The sequence below is a fragment of the Photobacterium halotolerans DSM 18316 genome, from assembly GCF_000425165.1.
Lineage (GTDB): Bacteria > Pseudomonadota > Gammaproteobacteria > Enterobacterales > Vibrionaceae > Photobacterium > Photobacterium halotolerans.
This window is the reverse complement of record NZ_AULG01000032.1, coordinates 1-15,770: the sequence shown is the minus strand read 5'-3', so window position 1 is coordinate 15,770 and position 15,770 is coordinate 1. Positions and strand designations below refer to the sequence as shown.

Annotated in this window: 31 protein-coding genes; all 31 read right to left on the bottom strand. The window is 47.3% G+C overall.

The window, feature by feature from the left end; all coding sequences use genetic code 11:
• Nucleotides 1–586: 586 nt before the first annotated feature.
• The gene (rplQ, locus tag H511_RS0108700) at nt 587–973 is read right to left on the bottom strand and encodes a 50S ribosomal protein L17 (RefSeq protein WP_027251964.1); all 387 of its coding nucleotides are present in this window, start codon (nt 971–973) and stop codon (nt 587–589) included.
• A 33-nt stretch (nt 974–1,006) separates the two neighbouring features.
• Nucleotides 1,007–1,996, bottom strand: coding sequence for a DNA-directed RNA polymerase subunit alpha (locus tag H511_RS0108695; protein WP_027251963.1), 990 nt, complete (start codon nt 1,994–1,996; stop codon nt 1,007–1,009).
• Between the two features lie 23 nt (nt 1,997–2,019).
• Complete coding sequence (rpsD, locus tag H511_RS0108690) at nt 2,020–2,640, bottom strand: 30S ribosomal protein S4 (protein WP_027251962.1); 621 nt, start codon at nt 2,638–2,640, stop codon at nt 2,020–2,022.
• A 32-nt stretch (nt 2,641–2,672) separates the two neighbouring features.
• Entirely contained in the window at nt 2,673–3,062 is a 390-nt protein-coding gene (rpsK, locus tag H511_RS0108685) for a 30S ribosomal protein S11 (protein ID WP_027251961.1), read from the bottom strand.
• A gap of 19 nt (nt 3,063–3,081) precedes the next feature.
• Nucleotides 3,082–3,438 carry a 30S ribosomal protein S13 gene (gene rpsM, locus H511_RS0108680; RefSeq protein ID WP_027251960.1) on the bottom strand — a complete coding sequence of 119 codons (357 nt, stop codon included), beginning with the start codon at nt 3,436–3,438 and terminating at the stop codon, nt 3,082–3,084.
• Between the two features lie 144 nt (nt 3,439–3,582).
• Nucleotides 3,583–3,696 carry a 50S ribosomal protein L36 gene (gene rpmJ / locus H511_RS24360; RefSeq protein ID WP_000868186.1) on the bottom strand — a complete coding sequence of 38 codons (114 nt, stop codon included), beginning with the start codon at nt 3,694–3,696 and terminating at the stop codon, nt 3,583–3,585.
• Between the two features lie 29 nt (nt 3,697–3,725).
• A complete protein-coding gene (gene secY / locus H511_RS0108675) occupies nt 3,726–5,057 on the bottom strand; it encodes a preprotein translocase subunit SecY (protein WP_027251959.1) in 1,332 nt (443 codons plus the stop codon).
• 22 nt (nt 5,058–5,079) lie between these two features.
• Nucleotides 5,080–5,514 (bottom strand): 50S ribosomal protein L15, encoded by a 435-nt coding sequence (rplO, locus tag H511_RS0108670; protein ID WP_027251958.1) that lies wholly within the window; start codon nt 5,512–5,514, stop codon nt 5,080–5,082.
• A 5-nt stretch (nt 5,515–5,519) separates the two neighbouring features.
• The gene (rpmD, locus tag H511_RS0108665) at nt 5,520–5,699 is read right to left on the bottom strand and encodes a 50S ribosomal protein L30 (protein WP_027251957.1); all 180 of its coding nucleotides are present in this window, start codon (nt 5,697–5,699) and stop codon (nt 5,520–5,522) included.
• A gap of 5 nt (nt 5,700–5,704) precedes the next feature.
• Nucleotides 5,705–6,202 (bottom strand): 30S ribosomal protein S5, encoded by a 498-nt coding sequence (gene rpsE, locus H511_RS0108660; protein ID WP_027251956.1) that lies wholly within the window; start codon nt 6,200–6,202, stop codon nt 5,705–5,707.
• A gap of 12 nt (nt 6,203–6,214) precedes the next feature.
• On the bottom strand, nt 6,215–6,568 hold the full coding sequence (rplR, locus tag H511_RS0108655; RefSeq protein WP_027251955.1) for a 50S ribosomal protein L18: 354 nt from the start codon (nt 6,566–6,568) through the stop codon (nt 6,215–6,217).
• Between the two features lie 9 nt (nt 6,569–6,577).
• A complete protein-coding gene (gene rplF / locus H511_RS0108650) occupies nt 6,578–7,111 on the bottom strand; it encodes a 50S ribosomal protein L6 (RefSeq protein ID WP_027251954.1) in 534 nt (177 codons plus the stop codon).
• 13 nt (nt 7,112–7,124) lie between these two features.
• Nucleotides 7,125–7,517, bottom strand: a complete 393-nt coding sequence (rpsH, locus tag H511_RS0108645) for a 30S ribosomal protein S8 (protein ID WP_027251953.1) — start codon at nt 7,515–7,517, stop codon at nt 7,125–7,127.
• 35 nt (nt 7,518–7,552) lie between these two features.
• Nucleotides 7,553–7,858, bottom strand: coding sequence for a 30S ribosomal protein S14 (rpsN, locus tag H511_RS0108640; RefSeq protein WP_027251952.1), 306 nt, complete (start codon nt 7,856–7,858; stop codon nt 7,553–7,555).
• 16 nt (nt 7,859–7,874) lie between these two features.
• The gene (gene rplE / locus H511_RS0108635) at nt 7,875–8,414 is read right to left on the bottom strand and encodes a 50S ribosomal protein L5 (RefSeq protein ID WP_027251951.1); all 540 of its coding nucleotides are present in this window, start codon (nt 8,412–8,414) and stop codon (nt 7,875–7,877) included.
• 15 nt (nt 8,415–8,429) lie between these two features.
• The gene (gene rplX / locus H511_RS0108630) at nt 8,430–8,744 is read right to left on the bottom strand and encodes a 50S ribosomal protein L24 (protein WP_027251950.1); all 315 of its coding nucleotides are present in this window, start codon (nt 8,742–8,744) and stop codon (nt 8,430–8,432) included.
• Between the two features lie 12 nt (nt 8,745–8,756).
• On the bottom strand, nt 8,757–9,128 hold the full coding sequence (gene rplN / locus H511_RS0108625) for a 50S ribosomal protein L14 (RefSeq protein ID WP_027251949.1): 372 nt from the start codon (nt 9,126–9,128) through the stop codon (nt 8,757–8,759).
• Between the two features lie 164 nt (nt 9,129–9,292).
• Entirely contained in the window at nt 9,293–9,547 is a 255-nt protein-coding gene (gene rpsQ / locus H511_RS0108620) for a 30S ribosomal protein S17 (RefSeq protein ID WP_027251948.1), read from the bottom strand.
• Complete coding sequence (gene rpmC / locus H511_RS0108615) at nt 9,547–9,738, bottom strand: 50S ribosomal protein L29 (RefSeq protein ID WP_027251947.1); 192 nt, start codon at nt 9,736–9,738, stop codon at nt 9,547–9,549. The genes rpsQ and rpmC overlap by 1 nt, the downstream gene beginning before the upstream one ends.
• Nucleotides 9,738–10,148 (bottom strand): 50S ribosomal protein L16, encoded by a 411-nt coding sequence (rplP, locus tag H511_RS0108610; RefSeq protein WP_027251946.1) that lies wholly within the window; start codon nt 10,146–10,148, stop codon nt 9,738–9,740. Before rplP ends, rpmC begins: the two co-directional genes overlap by 1 nt.
• 11 nt (nt 10,149–10,159) lie before the next feature.
• Nucleotides 10,160–10,852, bottom strand: coding sequence for a 30S ribosomal protein S3 (gene rpsC, locus H511_RS0108605; protein ID WP_027251945.1), 693 nt, complete (start codon nt 10,850–10,852; stop codon nt 10,160–10,162).
• A gap of 19 nt (nt 10,853–10,871) precedes the next feature.
• Nucleotides 10,872–11,204, bottom strand: a complete 333-nt coding sequence (gene rplV, locus H511_RS0108600) for a 50S ribosomal protein L22 (RefSeq protein ID WP_027251944.1) — start codon at nt 11,202–11,204, stop codon at nt 10,872–10,874.
• 14 nt (nt 11,205–11,218) lie between these two features.
• Nucleotides 11,219–11,497: a 30S ribosomal protein S19 gene (gene rpsS, locus H511_RS0108595; RefSeq protein WP_007469141.1), complete on the bottom strand. Its 279-nt coding sequence runs from the start codon at nt 11,495–11,497 to the stop codon at nt 11,219–11,221.
• A gap of 20 nt (nt 11,498–11,517) precedes the next feature.
• Nucleotides 11,518–12,342, bottom strand: coding sequence for a 50S ribosomal protein L2 (rplB, locus tag H511_RS0108590; protein ID WP_027251943.1), 825 nt, complete (start codon nt 12,340–12,342; stop codon nt 11,518–11,520).
• 18 nt (nt 12,343–12,360) lie between these two features.
• On the bottom strand, nt 12,361–12,663 hold the full coding sequence (rplW, locus tag H511_RS0108585; RefSeq protein ID WP_027251942.1) for a 50S ribosomal protein L23: 303 nt from the start codon (nt 12,661–12,663) through the stop codon (nt 12,361–12,363).
• The gene (gene rplD, locus H511_RS0108580) at nt 12,660–13,262 is read right to left on the bottom strand and encodes a 50S ribosomal protein L4 (protein WP_027251941.1); all 603 of its coding nucleotides are present in this window, start codon (nt 13,260–13,262) and stop codon (nt 12,660–12,662) included. The genes rplW and rplD overlap by 4 nt, the downstream gene beginning before the upstream one ends.
• A gap of 16 nt (nt 13,263–13,278) precedes the next feature.
• Nucleotides 13,279–13,908: a 50S ribosomal protein L3 gene (gene rplC, locus H511_RS0108575; RefSeq protein ID WP_027251940.1), complete on the bottom strand. Its 630-nt coding sequence runs from the start codon at nt 13,906–13,908 to the stop codon at nt 13,279–13,281.
• A 14-nt stretch (nt 13,909–13,922) separates the two neighbouring features.
• Nucleotides 13,923–14,234 carry a 30S ribosomal protein S10 gene (rpsJ, locus tag H511_RS0108570; protein ID WP_005501283.1) on the bottom strand — a complete coding sequence of 104 codons (312 nt, stop codon included), beginning with the start codon at nt 14,232–14,234 and terminating at the stop codon, nt 13,923–13,925.
• A 375-nt stretch (nt 14,235–14,609) separates the two neighbouring features.
• On the bottom strand, nt 14,610–15,086 hold the full coding sequence (gene bfr / locus H511_RS0108565) for a bacterioferritin (RefSeq protein ID WP_027251939.1): 477 nt from the start codon (nt 15,084–15,086) through the stop codon (nt 14,610–14,612).
• Nucleotides 15,087–15,168: 82 nt separating this feature from the next.
• Nucleotides 15,169–15,402 (bottom strand): (2Fe-2S)-binding protein, encoded by a 234-nt coding sequence (locus H511_RS24070; protein ID WP_051288013.1) that lies wholly within the window; start codon nt 15,400–15,402, stop codon nt 15,169–15,171.
• A gap of 264 nt (nt 15,403–15,666) precedes the next feature.
• Nucleotides 15,667–15,770, bottom strand: a 104-nt coding sequence (locus tag H511_RS24355; protein WP_476742055.1) for an EF-Tu C-terminal domain-related protein, incomplete at its 5' end; no start/stop codon positions are given.

Here is a 15,770-nt window from a genome sequence, read left to right as displayed (position 1 = left end):
ATTGGTCACTCAGTTCACTGATAAATCTTTTATGACTGTATCATTGTCGAGTGCCCACACAGATTGCATGGTCAAATTGTTAAAGAGCTTGTTTCTAAGTAAGTCTTTGTGACTTACCTCTCGAAACGGGCGGCCATTCTAACCAATCAAAGTGAAGTGTCAAACACTTTTTTCAATTTGTTTTTCTAACCGCTTACACTGCCTAGCGTTTCAGTTTTGCTGCTCTGCCGTGTCAGTGAGGCGGCATTATAGAGAGTCAGAACCGCATGACAAGTAAAAAAACAGAAAAAAACACCAAACGAACACTTTTCACTCACAGGCAAACAAAACGCACAATAATTCAACAGAAACACTCTGAATCATCAGGGCTGATAGATTCTCAGTGTGGATAAAAACAAAGAATATGGCAGTAAAAGAAGAAAGTTGTGGGAGAAGAAAAAGAAGAACAGTAGAAATATTGACCAAAACAACTGTGGTTAAAGGCATAATCATCCAGTCCTGAAATGCCATAGCAGATATTTCAGTGAAATATAGCTATAAAAAAAGCCGGGCAATGCCCGGCTTTCTTACGTTTTTAAACTAATGCTTATTCAGCAGCAGCTTCTTCCTGAGCTTCAGGACGGTCTACCAGCTCAATGTAAGCCATAGGGGCTTTATCGCCAGCACGGAAACCGCATTTCATAATGCGAGTGTAACCGCCTGGACGCTGAGCAAAACGTGGACCTAATTCGTTAAACAGTTTAGCAACGACTTCGTTATCACGAGTGCGTGCAAATGCCAGACGACGGTTAGCTACACTGTCAGTCTTAGCTAGGGTAATCAAAGGCTCAATTACGCGACGCAGCTCTTTTGCCTTAGGCAAGGTAGTCTTGATAAGCTCGTGACGTACCAGAGAGCTAGCCATGTTGCTGAACATCGCTTTGCGATGACTGCTGTTGCGGTTGAGTTGACGACCACTCTTACGATGGCGCATGACCTAATCCTTCTAACTAGATATCAGTAACTATTAATCTTCAGCGATAGATGCTGGCGGCCAGTTTTCCAGGCGCATACCCAGAGACAGACCACGTGAAGCCAGCACGTCTTTGATTTCGGTCAAAGACTTCTTACCCAGGTTTGGCGTTTTCAGTAGCTCAACCTCAGTACGCTGAACAAGATCACCGATGTAGTGGATCGCTTCTGCTTTCAAACAGTTAGCAGAGCGAACAGTTAGTTCAAGATCGTCTACAGGACGCAGTAGGATCGGATCGAACTCCGGCTTCTCTTCTTTCTCTTCAGGAACTCGTACATCACGCAGATCTACGAATGCGTCAAGTTGTTCTGCCAGAATAGTGGCAGCACGACGAATCGCTTCCTCAGGATCAAGAGTACCATTGGTCTCCATATCGATAACTAGCTTATCAAGGTCAGTGCGCTGTTCAACACGCGCAGCCTCGACTGAGTAAGCGATACGATCAACTGGGCTGAAAGTTGCATCAACTAACAAACGACCAATTGGACGCTCGTCTTCATCACTGTGAATACGAGCAGATGCTGGTACATAGCCGCGACCACGTTCTACCTTGATGCGCATGCTGATATCAGCATTATCATCAGTCAAATGGCAGATCACGTGCTCTGGGTTCGCAATCTCAACATCACCATCATGGGTGATGTCACCTGCAACAACAGGGCCTGCACCAGATTTACTGAGGCTCAAGATGACTTCGTCTTTCCCTTCAACCTTAACGGCCAGGCCTTTCAGGTTCAATAGGATTTCAAGAACGTCCTCTTGGACTCCCTCTTTGGTGCTGTACTCGTGTAACACACCGTCGATTTCTACTTCAGTCACTGCGCAACCTGGCATAGATGACAGAAGAATACGACGTAGAGCATTGCCTAGAGTGTGGCCAAAACCGCGCTCCAGAGGCTCAAGAGTTACTTTTGCATGCGTCGTATTAACTTGTTCAATATCAACAAGACGCGGCTTAAGAAATTCTGTTACAGAACCCTGCATTGTGTCCTCTCTTAACTATAGCCTTACTTAGAGTAAAGCTCGACGATCAGGTGTTCGTTGATGTCGGCAGACAAATCAGAACGCTCTGGAAGACGCTTAAAGGTACCTTCCATTTTGTTGCTGTCTACTTCGACCCAAGTCGGCAGTTCACGCTGAGTAGCAACTTCAAGAGCTGCTTTGATGCGTGCTTGGTTTTTAGCTTTCTCACGAATGCTAACAACGTCGTTTGCAGCCACCTGGAAAGATGGGATGTTAACGACTTGACCATTAACCAGGATCGCTTTGTGGCTTACCAGCTGACGTGATTCAGCGCGAGTTGCGCCAAAGCCCATGCGGTAAACAACATTATCCAGACGACCTTCCAGAAGTTGCAGCAGGTTTTCACCTGTGTTGCCTTTCAGGCGAGCAGCTTCTTTGTAGTAGTTACGGAATTGCTTTTCCAGTACGCCATAAGTACGACGAACTTTCTGCTTCTCGCGAAGCTGAACGCCATAGTCAGACAGGCGGCCACGACGGGCACCGTGCTGGCCCGGCGCGTTATCAATTTTACACTTGGTATCAATCGCGCGAACACCAGACTTAAGGAATAAGTCAGTGCCTTCACGACGGCTAAGCTTCAGCTTAGGACCCAAATATCTTGCCATGTTCTTTCTCCAATATTCCTAGAAACGAAACGTTATACGCGACGTTTCTTAGGTGGACGACAACCGTTATGAGGGATCGGAGTCGCATCAACAATGTTAGTGATACGGAAACCCGCTGCATTCAGAGCACGGATTGTTGACTCACGACCAGGACCTGGGCCCTTAACCATAACTTCCAGGTTCTTAACGCCATATTCTTTGGCCATTTCACCACAACGCTCAGCAGCAACCTGTGCAGCAAACGGTGTAGATTTACGAGAACCACGGAAACCTGAACCACCGGCAGTTGCCCAAGCCAGAGCATTACCTTGACGGTCAGTAATGGTAACGATTGTGTTGTTGAAAGAAGCGTGGATGTGCGCTACGCCATCAGCAACTTGCTTGCGTACGCGCTTACGAGCGCGAGTTGGTTGTTTTGCCATTGTACTCTACCTTATCCGATTATTTTTTGATCGGCTTGCGCGGACCCTTACGGGTACGAGCGTTGGTTTTAGTACGCTGTCCACGTAGAGGTAGACTGCGACGATGACGAAGACCACGGTAACAACCAAGATCCATTAGGCGCTTGATGTTCATGGAAACTTCACGACGTAGATCACCTTCTACAGTGTACTTAGCTACACCATCACGCAGTTGATCGATCTGCTCTTCAGTTAGTTCACTGATCTTAACATTTTCAGCAATACCCACATCAGCCAGAATAGCTTTTGAACGAGTTTTACCGATGCCATAAATCGCAGTCAGTGCGATTACAGCATGCTTTTGATCAGGAATGTTAATGCCTGCAATACGGGCCACTATTCACTCCTAGTACTTATCAAGAATAACCGCTGCAAAGCCCGTTTAGGATACGCAGCGGTGTCACAATTCTTTTGCACACACAAAAGATGGTTGGCTAATTTAGCCAACCTACCTTCAATTTGCAAGAAATATTTCTGCTGGTTAGCCTTGGCGTTGCTTATGCTTTGGCTCACTGCAAATTACACGCACAACACCGTTGCGCTTGATAACTTTACAGTTACGGCAGATTTTCTTAACGGAAGCACGAACTTTCATTGCTAAACTCCGTAAATGGATAACCAAGCTTATCGGCCGTAGCCTTTAAGATTAGCCTTTTTCAAAACCGACTCATACTGTTGAGACATCAGGTGTGTCTGAACTTGAGCCATGAAGTCCATAATAACCACAACTACAATCAGTAGTGACGTACCGCCAAAGTAGAAGCGAACGTTCCAAGCAATCATCATGAACTCGGGGATCAGACAGATAAAGGTAATGTACAACGCACCAGCCAAAGTCAGGCGTGTCATCACTTTATCAATGTACTTCGCAGTCTGCTCGCCCGGACGAATACCAGGTATGAACGCACCGGATTTCTTCAGGTTATCTGCTGTTTCACGCGGGTTAAACACCAACGCGGTATAGAAGAAACAGAAGAAGATAATCGCAGCGGCATACAGCATAACGTACAGTGGCTGACCAGGACTAAGTGCCAGAGACACGTCAGTCAGGAAACCAAAAGTACCTTCTCCGTTTCCACCGAACCACTGAGCCAGTGTGCCAGGGAAAAGAATGATACTGGATGCAAAAATTGCTGGAATCACACCTGCCATATTAATCTTCAATGGCAGATGAGTGCTCTGGCCTGCATAGACACGACGGCCTTGCTGGCGTTTGGCGTAGTTAACGACGATACGACGCTGACCACGTTCCATGAACACTACAAAATAGATTACAGCAAAAGAAATTACTGCAATTAACAGTAGAAGAAGTACGTGCAATTCACCTTGACGCGCTTGCTCTACGGTCTGTCCAATAGCTGGTGGCAATCCTGCAACGATACCTGTGAATATAATCAAAGATATACCGTTACCAATGCCACGTTCTGTAATCTGTTCACCTAACCACATTAAGAACATGGTACCGGTGACCAAACTTACGACCGCAACAAAGTAGAAACCAAGGCCTGGGTTATGTACCAGGCCAGGGATCATACTTGGTAACCCCGTCGCAATACCAATTGCTTGGAAGGTTGCCAACACAAGCGTGCCATAGCGAGTATACTGGCTGATCTTACGGCGACCAGACTCACCTTCTTTCTTCAACTCGGCTAAAGCCGGATGAACAACCGTTAGCAACTGAACAATAATCGAGGCCGAAATATACGGCATAATGCCCAGTGCTAAAATGGATGCACGCTCAAGTGCACCACCAGAGAACATGTTAAACAGCTCAATGATGGTACCCTTTTGCTGTTCGAACAGATCGGCTAGTACAGCAGCGTCAATACCAGGAATAGGCACAAAAGAGCCAGCTCGGAAAATTAAGATAGCCCCTATTACAAATAGCAGACGAGTCTTAAGCTCTGCTAGGCCACCTTTTGCGCTACTAAAATCTTGTCCTGGTTGTTTAGCCATCTGTACCTCATCCTCGAGTTAATTATTCCTCGATTTTACCGCCTGCAGCTTCGATCGCAGCTTTAGCGCCTTTAGTTACGCGTAAGCCTTTCACTGTGACAGCGCGGTTGATCTCACCAGACAGAACAACTTTTACAGTTTCCATGTTCTTAGTGATCACGTTTGCAGCTTTCAGTGTTTCCAGACTTACTACGTCACCTTCAACTTTCGCCAGTTCTGACAGACGAACTTCAGCTGTTACCAAGCTCTTGCGAGAAGTAAAACCGAATTTTGGTAGACGCTGTTTCAAAGGCATTTGACCGCCTTCGAAACCTGGGCGAACAGAACCACCAGAACGTGATTTCTGACCTTTGTGACCACGGCCACAAGTTTTACCCAGGCCTGAACCGATACCACGGCCTACGCGCTTCGCAGAAGGCTTAGAACCCGCAGCCGGAGATAGAGTATTCAAACGCATTCTGATTACTCCTCTACTTTAACCATGTAATGAACCTGGTTGATCATGCCGCGTACGCAAGCAGTATCTTCCAGCTCAACAGTGTGGTTGATGCGACGTAGGCCCAAGCCACGCAGTGTAGCTTTATGCTTCGGCAAACGACCGATAGAGCTACGAGTCTGAGTTACTTTGATAGTTTTAGCCATGTCGATTACTCCAGAATTTCTTTAACAGAAAGACCACGCTTAGCAGCGATCATTTCTGGAGAGTTCATACCACTCAAACCATCAATAGTCGCGCGAACGATATTGATTGGGTTTGTAGAACCGTATGCTTTAGCCAGTACGTTATGCACGCCAGCGACTTCCAGCACTGCACGCATTGCACCACCGGCGATGATACCAGTACCTTCTGATGCAGGTTGCATGTACACCTTAGAACCGGTGTGGCGACCTTTAACAGCGTGGTGCAGAGTACCTTCGTTCAGGGCAACTGTAACCATGTTACGACGTGCTTTTTCCATTGCTTTCTGGATTGCAGCAGGCACTTCACGTGCTTTGCCGTAACCGAAACCAACGCGACCATTACCATCACCAACAACAGTCAGCGCGGTAAAGCTGAAAATACGACCACCTTTAACCGTCTTAGATACACGGTTAACAGCGATCAGCTTTTCATGCAGATCTGATTGAGTTTTTTCGTTAGCCATCTTCCGCCTACCTTAGAATTTCAGACCAGCTTCACGGGCAGCTTCTGCCAGTGCAGCCACGCGGCCGTGGTATTGGAAACCGGAACGATCGAATGCAACGTTAGAGATGCCTTTTTCAATCGCGCGCTCAGCGATGATTTTACCCACAACTGCAGCAGCGTCTTTGTTACCGGTGCTCTTCACTTGCTCACGGATCGCTTTTTCTACGGTAGAAGCGGCAGCGATAACCTCGGAGCCATTTGGTGCGATTACCTGAGCGTACACATGGCGTGGAGTACGGTGTACTACCAAGCGAGTTGCACCCAGTTCAGCAATCTTACGACGTGCTCTGGTCGCACGACGGATACGAGATGCTTTCTTATCCATAGTGTTACCTTACTTCTTCTTAGCTTCTTTAATACGCACGACTTCGTCGGCGTAACGAACACCTTTACCTTTGTAAGGCTCAGGGCTACGGTAAGCGCGAATGTCTGCAGCGACTTGGCCAATCAACTGCTTATCAGTACCAGTCAGTACGATTTCAGTTTGAGTTGGACACTCAGCTTTAATACCTGCAGGCAGTTCATGCTCAACTGGGTGTGAGAAGCCCAGAGTCAGGCCAACAGCGTTGCCTTTAATGGCAGCACGATAACCTACACCCTTAAGGATCAGCTTCTTAGTAAAGCCTTCAGTAACACCAACAACCATGTTGTTAACCAGTGCACGAGCTGTACCAGCCTGTGCCCAAGCATCGTTGAAGCCGTCGCGAGGACCGAACTTAATGGTGTTTTCTTCCTGGGTTAGTACAACTGCTTCGTTGATTACACGAACCAGTTCACCCTTACCACCTTTTACAGTGATTTCCTGACCGTTGAGTTTAACTTCTACGCCGGCAGGAACAACTACAGGTGCTTTTGCAACACGTGACATTTTCCTACTCCTATTAAGCTACGTAGCAGATAATCTCACCACCAAGACCTGCTTTACGAGCAGCACGGTCAGTCATCAGACCCTTGGAAGTGGACACAACGGCAATACCCAGGCCACCCATCACAGTCGGCAGCGCATCTTTTTTCTTGTAGATACGCAGGCCAGGACGTGAAACGCGCTGGATTTGCTCAATTACAGCTTTAGTCTCGAAGTACTTCAGAGTAACTTCGAGTTCAGGCTTAACTTCGCCGGAAACGGCGTAGTCAGCCACAAAACCTTCTTCTTTCAGCAAAGCTGCAATGGCAACTTTCAACTTAGAAGATGGCATTTTAACAGCAACTTTCTTCGCTGCCTGACCGTTACGAATGCGGGTCAGCATATCCGAAATCGGATCTTGCATGCTCATAAGTCAATACTCCGTGATTCTTAATTGGTAATAAATTACCAGCTAGCCTTACGCAGACCCGGAATCTCGCCTTTCATGCAAGCTTCACGAACCTTGATACGGGACAGACCAAACTTACGCAGGTACCCGTGTGGGCGTCCAGTCTGGTTACAGCGATTACGCTGACGAGATGGACTTGAATCACGTGGTAGAGACTGAAGCTTGAGCACTGCATCCCAGCGTTCTTCTTCAGACGCATTCACGTCGCTAATTAGAGCTTTAAGCGCGGCACGCTTTTCAGCGTACTTTGCTACCAGCTTGGCACGTTTTACTTCACGTGCCTTCATAGATTCTTTAGCCATTAGTAACCCTTACTTTTTACTTACGGAATGGGAAGTTAAAAGCAGACAGCAGAGCACGAGCTTCTTCGTCAGAGTTCGCAGTAGTTGTGATTGTGATGTCTAAACCACGTACACGATCTACTTTATCGAAATCGATCTCTGGGAAGATAATCTGCTCACGAACGCCCATGCTATAGTTACCACGACCGTCAAATGATTTCGGGTTCAAACCACGGAAATCACGGATACGCGGTACAGCAATAGAGATCAGACGTTCGAAAAAGTCCCACATACGTTCGCCACGCAGGGTTACTTTACAGCCGATCGGGTAGCCCTCACGGATCTTAAAGCCAGCAACAGACTTACGAGCTTTGGTAACCAGCGGCTTTTGACCTGTAATTGCGGCCATATCAGCAGCTGCGTTTTCCAACAGCTTCTTGTCGTTCAAGGCTTCACCGACACCCATGTTCAGGGTGATCTTTTCGATCCTTGGGACTTGCATGATGCTCTTGTACTCGAACTTGTCAGCAAGTTCTTTTACAACAGACTCTTTGTAGTAATCATGCAGTTTCGCCATAGTACTACTCCAAAATTACTTGATAGTTTCGCCATTAGATTTGAAGAAACGCACTTTTTTGCCGTCTTCAAATCGGAAGCCTACACGGTCAGCTTTACCAGTTGCCGCGTTGAAGATTGCAACGTTAGAAGCATCAAGAGCTGCTTCTTGTTCAACGATGCCACCCTGGATACCCATAGCCGGTACAGGCTTTTGGTGTTTTTTAACCAGGTTGATACCTTCAACAACGATTTTACCAGTTGCCAGGACCTTAGATACTTTACCTTTCTTACCTTTATCTTTACCAGTAAGAACGATAACTTCGTCGTTACGACGGATTTTAGCTGCCATTTTCGTCACTCCTTACAGTACTTCTGGCGCTAGTGAAACAATTTTCATGAATTTCGCAGAGCGAAGTTCACGAGTCACTGGGCCAAAGATACGAGTACCGATTGGTTGCTCTGTATTGTTGTTCAGCAATACGCAAGCATTACGGTCGAAGCGAATGACAGAGCCGTCTGGACGACGAACGCCTTTACGGGTGCGCACAACCACCGCTTTCAGTACATCACCTTTTTTCACTTTACCGCGAGGAATTGCTTCCTTGACAGTAACTTTGATGATGTCACCGATATGTGCATAGCGACGGTGAGAACCACCCAGAACCTTAATACACATTACGCTACGAGCGCCGGAGTTATCGGCTGCATCTAGCATACTTTGCATTTGGATCATGTTAGTGCTCCGCTTATCAAAAACATCTAGACCCATCTCGGGTCGAATTCGCCTTTATTACAAGGGCGGCGAATAATAACACCATTTTTTGAGAATGGGTAGATAAAAAATAAACGGCCCCATTTTTTCAGGGGCCGCTCAGTTATGTAGTTGCTAAAGCTCGCTTAAACGCGCGCTTTCTCAACAACGCGTACCAAAGTCCAAGATTTTTTCTTAGACAGTGGACGACACTCACTGATCTCAACTGTGTCGCCAATGCCACACTCGTTGTTCTCATCGTGAGCGTGCAGTTTAGTCGTACGTTTGATGAACTTACCATAGATTGGGTGCTTCACGAAACGCTCGATAGCAACCACGATAGACTTGTCCATCTTGTCGCTAACAACACGACCCTGCTGAGTACGAATTTTCTCGCTCATTATGCGCCAGCCTTCTCATTCAGAACGGTTTTAACACGTGCGATATCGCGACGTACTGCTTTCAGAGTGTGAGTCTGTTGCAGTTGGCCAGTCGCAGCCTGCATACGCAGGTTGAACTGCTCACGCAGCAGGTTCACAAGCTCAGCATTCAGTTCTTCAACGCTTTTTGCGCGCAGATCTTGTGCATTCATCACATCACCGCCTTAGTTACGAAAGTGGTTTTTACAGGAAGCTTACGCGCGGCCAGTTTAAAGGCTTCGCGAGCAAGATCTTCTGAAACACCATCCATTTCATAAAGAACTTTACCTGGTTGGATTTGGGCTACCCAGTACTCAACGTTACCTTTACCCTTACCCTGACGAACTTCCAACGGCTTGCTTGTAATAGGCTTGTCCGGGAAGATACGAATCCAGATTTGGCCCTGACGTTTGATATGACGAGTCATAGCACGACGAGCAGCCTCGATCTGACGAGCAGTAATACGGCCACGGCCAACTGCTTTCAGACCGAAAGTACCGAAGCTTACATCAGTACCGTTCGCCAGACCGCGGTTACGACCCTTATGAGTCTTGCGGAATTTAGTGCGTTTAGGTTGCAGCATCAATAAACTCCTTATTTACGGCCTTTGCGTTGCTTCTTAGGCTTGTTATCAGCCTTAGGCTCTTCAACTGGCATACCACCCAGAACTTCGCCTTTGAAGATCCAAGTTTTGATACCAATTACACCGTATTGGGTGTGAGCGGAAGAAGTCGCATAATCAATGTCAGCACGCAGAGTGTGCAAAGGCACACGGCCTTCACGGTACCACTCGGTACGTGCAATTTCAGCGCCGCCCAGACGGCCACTTACTTCAACTTTGATGCCTTTAGCGCCCAGACGCATAGCATTCTGTACCGCACGCTTCATAGCGCGACGGAACATAACACGGCGCTCAAGCTGAGAAGCGATGCTGTCACCAACAAGCTGTGCATCCAGCTCTGGCTTACGTACTTCGGCGATGTTGATCTGAGCTGGAACACCAGCGATCTTAGCAACGCGAGCGCGCAGTTTCTCAACATCTTCGCCTTTCTTACCGATAACAACGCCTGGACGAGCAGTGTGAATGGTTACACGAATGCTCTTAGCAGGACGCTCGATAACGATACGAGACAGAGACGCTTTTGCTAATTCCTTAGTCAGGAATTGACGTACCTTGAAGTCGCCGTCTAGGTTGTCAGCGAATTCGTTGCTGTTAGCATACCAAGTGGTATTCCAAGGCTTCACGATGCCAAGACGAATACCATTAGGATGTACTTTTTGACCCATTGCTTTGTCTCCTACTCTCTTAGCGATCCGCTACAACAACAGTGATGTGGCTAGAACGCTTCAAGATGCGATCGGCACGGCCTTTAGCACGAGGCATAATACGCTTCATGGTTGGGCCTTCATCAACGAAGATTTTCGCAACATTCAAGTCATCGATGTCTGCGCCTTCGTTGTGCTCAGCATTAGCGATAGCGGATTCCAGAACCTTCTTAACCAGGTCAGCAGCTTTTTTGTTGCTGAAAGTCAGAATTTCCAGAGCTTGTGCAACCGTTTTACCGCGCACTTGATCCGCAACCAAACGAGCTTTCTGCGGTGAGATGCGAGCAAAGCGATGTTTAGCGATAGCTTCCATTACCTATACTCCTCTTAGCGCTTCTTAGCTTTCTTATCTGCAGCGTGGCCGCGATAAGTACGTGTTGGTGCAAATTCGCCCAGCTTGTGACCGATCATTTCTTCAGAAACGAAAACGGGTACGTGCTGACGACCATTATGGACAGCGATGGTCAAACCGATCATCTGAGGGATGATCATTGAGCGACGGGACCAAGTCTTAACAGGCTTCTTGTCACCGCTTTCCACCGCTTTCTCTACCTTCTTCAGCAAGTGCAGGTCAATAAAAGGACCTTTCTTGAGAGAACGTGGCATGGCTTATCCTCTGATATAAATTACTTATTACGACGACGTACGATGTACTTGTCGGTACGTTTGTTCTTACGAGTTTTGTAACCCTTAGTCGGTACGCCCCATGGTGTCACTGGGTGACGACCACCAGAAGTACGACCTTCACCACCACCGTGTGGGTGGTCGATTGGGTTCATTACAACACCACGTACGGTTGGACGAACACCACGCCAACGTGAAGCACCGGCTTTACCCAGTTCACGCAGCATATGCTCACCGTTACCAACCTCACCCAGAGTCGCACGACCTTCGGCAAGAACTTTACGCATTTCGCCAGAACGCAGACGAATAGTTACGTATGCGCCAGCACGAGCTACGATTTGTGCGTAAGTACCAGCTGAACGAGCCAGCTGAGCACCTTTACCAGGCTTCAGTTCAACACAGTGTACAGTTGAACCTACTGGGATGTTGCGCATTGGCAGGGTGTTACCTACTTTGATCGCAGCATCTGAACCAGACTGGATAGTATCACCAGCTTGGATGCCTTTTGGTGCAATGATGTAACGACGCTCACCATCTGCGTAAAGAACCAGAGCGATGTTTGCGCTACGGTTTGGATCGTATTCCAGACGCTCAACTTTCGCTGGGATACCATCTTTATTACGCTTAAAGTCAATCAGACGGTAATGTTGTTTGTTACCACCACCGATGTGACGAACAGTAATACGACCGTTATTGTTACGACCACCAGTCTTAGAGTTTTTCTCTAGAAGTGGTGCATACGGCTTACCCTTATGCAGGTCAGAGTTAACCACTTTAACAACGTGGCGACGACCTGGGGAAGTCGGCTTACATTTTACAATAGCCATTCTTCTTTGCTCCTAGCCTTACTCTGCACTACCAGCGAAGTCGATGTCTTGACCTTCTTTCAGGATCACGTACGCTTTCTTCCAGTCACTACGACGGCCTTGGCGCATACCTTGACGCTTAGTTTTACCTTTAGCAATCAGAGTATTTACAGACTTAACTTCAACCTCGAACAGTTTTTCAACTGCCGCTTTGATCTCACGCTTCGTTGCGGTCATCGCTACTTTGAAAACGATAGTGTTACCGTTCTCAGCAGCCATGGTCGCTTTTTCAGAGATGTGCGGAGCACGCAGAACTTTTAGGATACGCTCTTCGGTGATCATGCCAGCATCTCCTCAACTTGCTTAACTGCCGCAGCAGTCATCACTACTTTGTCGAATGCGATCAAGCTAACTGGGTCGATTGCAGCGGCATCGCGAACGTCAACCTTGTACAGGTTGCGTGCTGCCAGGAACAGATTCTCATCCAGTTCACCGGTCACGATCAGAACATCGTTCAGTTCCAGTTCTTTCAGCTTTGCAGCCAACTCTTTAGTTTTTGGTGCTTCTACTGAGAAGTTATCAACAACGATCAGACGCTCTTGACGAACCAGCTCAGACAGGATGCACTTCATCGCACCGCGGTACATTTTCTTGTTAACTTTCTGGCTGTGGTCCTGTGGACGAGCTGCGAAAGTTACACCACCTGTACGCCACAATGGGCTACGGATGGTACCCGCACGGGCACGACCAGTACCCTTTTGACGCCATGGCTTAGCACCGCCACCAGATACGTCAGAACGGGTCTTTTGTGCACGAGTACCTTGACGGGCACCTGCTGCATACGCAACAACTACTTGGTGCACCAGCGCTTCGTTAAACTCACGCCCAAAAGTAGTTTCGGAGACAGCTAGCGCATCAGCGCCTTTGACTACCAATTCCATTACTAACTCCTCGACGTTACGCTTTAACAGCTGGTTTTACGATCACGTTGCCGCCAGTTGCGCCTGGTACTGCACCTTTGATCAGAAGCAGGTTGCGCTCAGCGTCAACACGTACGATCTCTAGGTTTTGAGTCGTTACACGCTCAGCACCCATGTGACCAGCCATTTTCTTGCCTTTAAATACGCGACCTGGAGTCTGACATTGACCGATAGAACCAGGAGCACGGTGAGACAAGGAGTTACCGTGGCTCATATCTTGAGTACGGAAGTTCCAACGCTTAACAGCGCCCTGGAAACCTTTACCCTTTGAAGTGCCAGTAACGTCTACTTTCTTAATTTCGTTGAACAGTTCTACGTTCAGCTCAGCGCCTACTGCGAACTCTTCACCATTGTCCAGGCGGAATTCCCACAAACCGCGGCCAGCTTCAACACCTGCTTTCGCAAAGTGACCAGCTTCAGCTTTGTTTACGCGGCTTGCTTTCTTAGCACCAGCGGTAACCTGGATAGCGTTATAACCATCAGTGTCTACAGATTTAACCTGAGTAACACGGTTATTTTCTACTTCAACCACAGTAACTGGGATAGAAGCGCCATCTTCGGTAAAGATGCGGGTCATGCCCACTTTACGACCGATTAGACCAATCATTCTCTTATCTCCCCTTAACCTAGGCTGATCTGTACATCAACGCCAGCAGCTAGATCCAGACGCATCAGAGCATCAACAGTTTTGTCTGTTGGCTCAACGATGTCGATAAGGCGCTTGTGGGTACGGATTTCGTACTGATCACGGGCGTCCTTATTCACGTGTGGAGAAATAAGAACAGTGAAACGCTCTTTACGAGTAGGCAGTGGGATTGGACCACGAACCTGCGCGCCAGTACGCTTAGCTGTTTCAACGATCTCCGCAGTAGACTGATCGATCAAACGGTGATCGAAAGCCTTCAGGCGGATACGAATACGTTGGTTCTGCATGAGACAGAGCTCCAATTCAAAAAAATTTACACAAACAATATCGCCACTCAAACTCGTTAAGACGAGAGAATGCCGATTGATTTATGTGAACGTAGCACCCCTTTTGGGCGCATTGTCAGCCAATTTAATGACTGCGAACATAAGTCAGAGTATACATTACCGAATCAGAGAACTGATTCCTTCCTCAACGCTTATTGGTTCACAACCGTCTTCTCGAGACAGTGCCGGGCATTATACCGATCACAAAATGAAAGGCAAGGGATGATGGGAAATTAAGCAGCAAAATGAAAAAAGCCTTCATCTATTACGTCTTGTGATAAATGAAGGCCATAACAGCTTAGTGAATTGGGCTGTATTAGTTCTGACCAGAGCTGACTACTCATCGTCTACAATCTGGGCCTGATTATAGTTGTTGATACCCATGCGCTCGATCAAACCGAGCTGAGTTTCCAGCCAGTCGACATGCTCTTCTTCGTCTTCCAGAATGTCCTGGAATAGATCCCGGGAGACATAATCCCGTACCTCTTCAGCGTACTGAATTGCGTCCCGTAAATCCGGAATGGCATCCATTTCCAGAGAGAGGTCACACTCGAGCATTTCTTTGGTATCTTCGCCAATACGCAGCTTACCCAAGTCCTGGAGATTCGGAATTCCCTCCAGAAACAGGATCCGTTCAATCAAATGATCGGCATGATTCATTTCATCGATAGATTCGTGGTATTCCTTGTCGGCAAGATGTTTGAGGCCCCAATCCTTGTACATACGGGCATGGAGGAAATACTGGTTGATTGCCACCAGTTCATTGCCCAGGATTTTATTGAGATGTTGAATAATTTTCGGATCGGCTTTCATTAGCTAACACTCCTCTCTCGGTCCCTTTAAGCTTAGAACCGATCTGAAGAGTGTCAAAAAAGAGACGCTGTTAAACCCAAGATTAGCTCGCTTTTTTGAGCGTAACCTCAGTAATGTCAATCACTGTAATATCCTGAGCAGTATCCCGCTCCAGAACCACATGTTGAATGATCCCTTTTGCCTGGCGAATACACTTACCGCATTGAGAACCGAGAGGGGTGATCGCTTTGATCCCACGGATATCTGATACACCTTCCTCTTCTACCAATTTCACAATCTTTTTGTCAGAAATTCCGTGACACAGGCAAACGTACATAACAACTCTCTACTACTAATCTGACTCAAATATAAACGAGAACAGTTAGCATTACTACTTCTGTTCCGTCTCTTTGCTAGATGAATTAGTTATCAATAATGAGCAAAATAGCGCCTACAGAATATGTAGAAAAGATAAGCGGTTAGCAGCGGGGGTTTGGCCGGAGCAATCAGAGCCAGGGGATAAAAGAGCTGTAGCAGAGTCTTAAAAATACAAAAAGGGAGCCTGAGCTCCCTTTTTTCGTGTTGATTAAACCTTTGCTAATTAAGCAATGATCTTAGCAACAACACCAGCACCAACGGTACGGCCACCTTCACGGATTGCGAAGCGCAGACCTTCGTCCATTGCGATAGGTGCGATCAGAGTAA

Coding starts and splice junctions, on each gene's coding strand:
- rpsC (WP_027251945.1), bottom strand. CDS start 10,852: ATGGGTCAAAAAGTACATCCTAATGGTATTCGTCTTGGCATCGTGAAG.
- rpsK (WP_027251961.1), bottom strand. CDS start 3,062: ATGGCAAAACAACCAACTCGCGCTCGTAAGCGCGTACGCAAGCAAGTT.
- rpsS (WP_007469141.1), bottom strand. CDS start 11,497: ATGCCACGTTCTCTCAAGAAAGGTCCTTTTATTGACCTGCACTTGCTG.
- bfr (WP_027251939.1), bottom strand. CDS start 15,086: ATGAAAGCCGATCCGAAAATTATTCAACATCTCAATAAAATCCTGGGC.
- rpmC (WP_027251947.1), bottom strand. CDS start 9,738: ATGAATGCACAAGATCTGCGCGCAAAAAGCGTTGAAGAACTGAATGCT.
- H511_RS24070 (WP_051288013.1), bottom strand. CDS start 15,402: ATGTACGTTTGCCTGTGTCACGGAATTTCTGACAAAAAGATTGTGAAA.
- rpsD (WP_027251962.1), bottom strand. CDS start 2,640: ATGGCAAGATATTTGGGTCCTAAGCTGAAGCTTAGCCGTCGTGAAGGC.
- rplB (WP_027251943.1), bottom strand. CDS start 12,342: ATGGCTATTGTAAAATGTAAGCCGACTTCCCCAGGTCGTCGCCACGTT.
- rplV (WP_027251944.1), bottom strand. CDS start 11,204: ATGGAAGCTATCGCTAAACATCGCTTTGCTCGCATCTCACCGCAGAAA.
- rpmJ (WP_000868186.1), bottom strand. CDS start 3,696: ATGAAAGTTCGTGCTTCCGTTAAGAAAATCTGCCGTAACTGTAAAGTT.
- rpsE (WP_027251956.1), bottom strand. CDS start 6,202: ATGGCTAACGAAAAAACTCAATCAGATCTGCATGAAAAGCTGATCGCT.
- rpsH (WP_027251953.1), bottom strand. CDS start 7,517: ATGAGCATGCAAGATCCGATTTCGGATATGCTGACCCGCATTCGTAAC.
- rplX (WP_027251950.1), bottom strand. CDS start 8,744: ATGGCAGCTAAAATCCGTCGTAACGACGAAGTTATCGTTCTTACTGGT.
- rpsQ (WP_027251948.1), bottom strand. CDS start 9,547: ATGAGCGAGAAAATTCGTACTCAGCAGGGTCGTGTTGTTAGCGACAAG.
- rplW (WP_027251942.1), bottom strand. CDS start 12,663: ATGATCACCGAAGAGCGTATCCTAAAAGTTCTGCGTGCTCCGCACATC.
- rpsJ (WP_005501283.1), bottom strand. CDS start 14,234: ATGCAGAACCAACGTATTCGTATCCGCCTGAAGGCTTTCGATCACCGT.
- secY (WP_027251959.1), bottom strand. CDS start 5,057: ATGGCTAAACAACCAGGACAAGATTTTAGTAGCGCAAAAGGTGGCCTA.
- rplF (WP_027251954.1), bottom strand. CDS start 7,111: ATGTCACGTGTTGCAAAAGCACCTGTAGTTGTTCCTGCCGGCGTAGAA.
- rplN (WP_027251949.1), bottom strand. CDS start 9,128: ATGATCCAAATGCAAAGTATGCTAGATGCAGCCGATAACTCCGGCGCT.
- H511_RS0108695 (WP_027251963.1), bottom strand. CDS start 1,996: ATGCAGGGTTCTGTAACAGAATTTCTTAAGCCGCGTCTTGTTGATATT.
- rpmD (WP_027251957.1), bottom strand. CDS start 5,699: ATGGCTAAAACTATCAAAGTAACTCAGACTCGTAGCTCTATCGGTCGT.
- rplO (WP_027251958.1), bottom strand. CDS start 5,514: ATGCGTTTGAATACTCTATCTCCGGCTGCGGGTTCTAAGCCTTCTGCG.
- rplQ (WP_027251964.1), bottom strand. CDS start 973: ATGCGCCATCGTAAGAGTGGTCGTCAACTCAACCGCAACAGCAGTCAT.
- rpsN (WP_027251952.1), bottom strand. CDS start 7,858: ATGGCTAAAGAATCTATGAAGGCACGTGAAGTAAAACGTGCCAAGCTG.
- rplD (WP_027251941.1), bottom strand. CDS start 13,262: ATGGAATTGGTAGTCAAAGGCGCTGATGCGCTAGCTGTCTCCGAAACT.
- rplR (WP_027251955.1), bottom strand. CDS start 6,568: ATGGATAAGAAAGCATCTCGTATCCGTCGTGCGACCAGAGCACGTCGT.
- rplC (WP_027251940.1), bottom strand. CDS start 13,908: ATGATTGGTCTAATCGGTCGTAAAGTGGGCATGACCCGCATCTTTACC.
- rplP (WP_027251946.1), bottom strand. CDS start 10,148: ATGCTGCAACCTAAACGCACTAAATTCCGCAAGACTCATAAGGGTCGT.
- rplE (WP_027251951.1), bottom strand. CDS start 8,414: ATGGCGAAACTGCATGATTACTACAAAGAGTCTGTTGTAAAAGAACTT.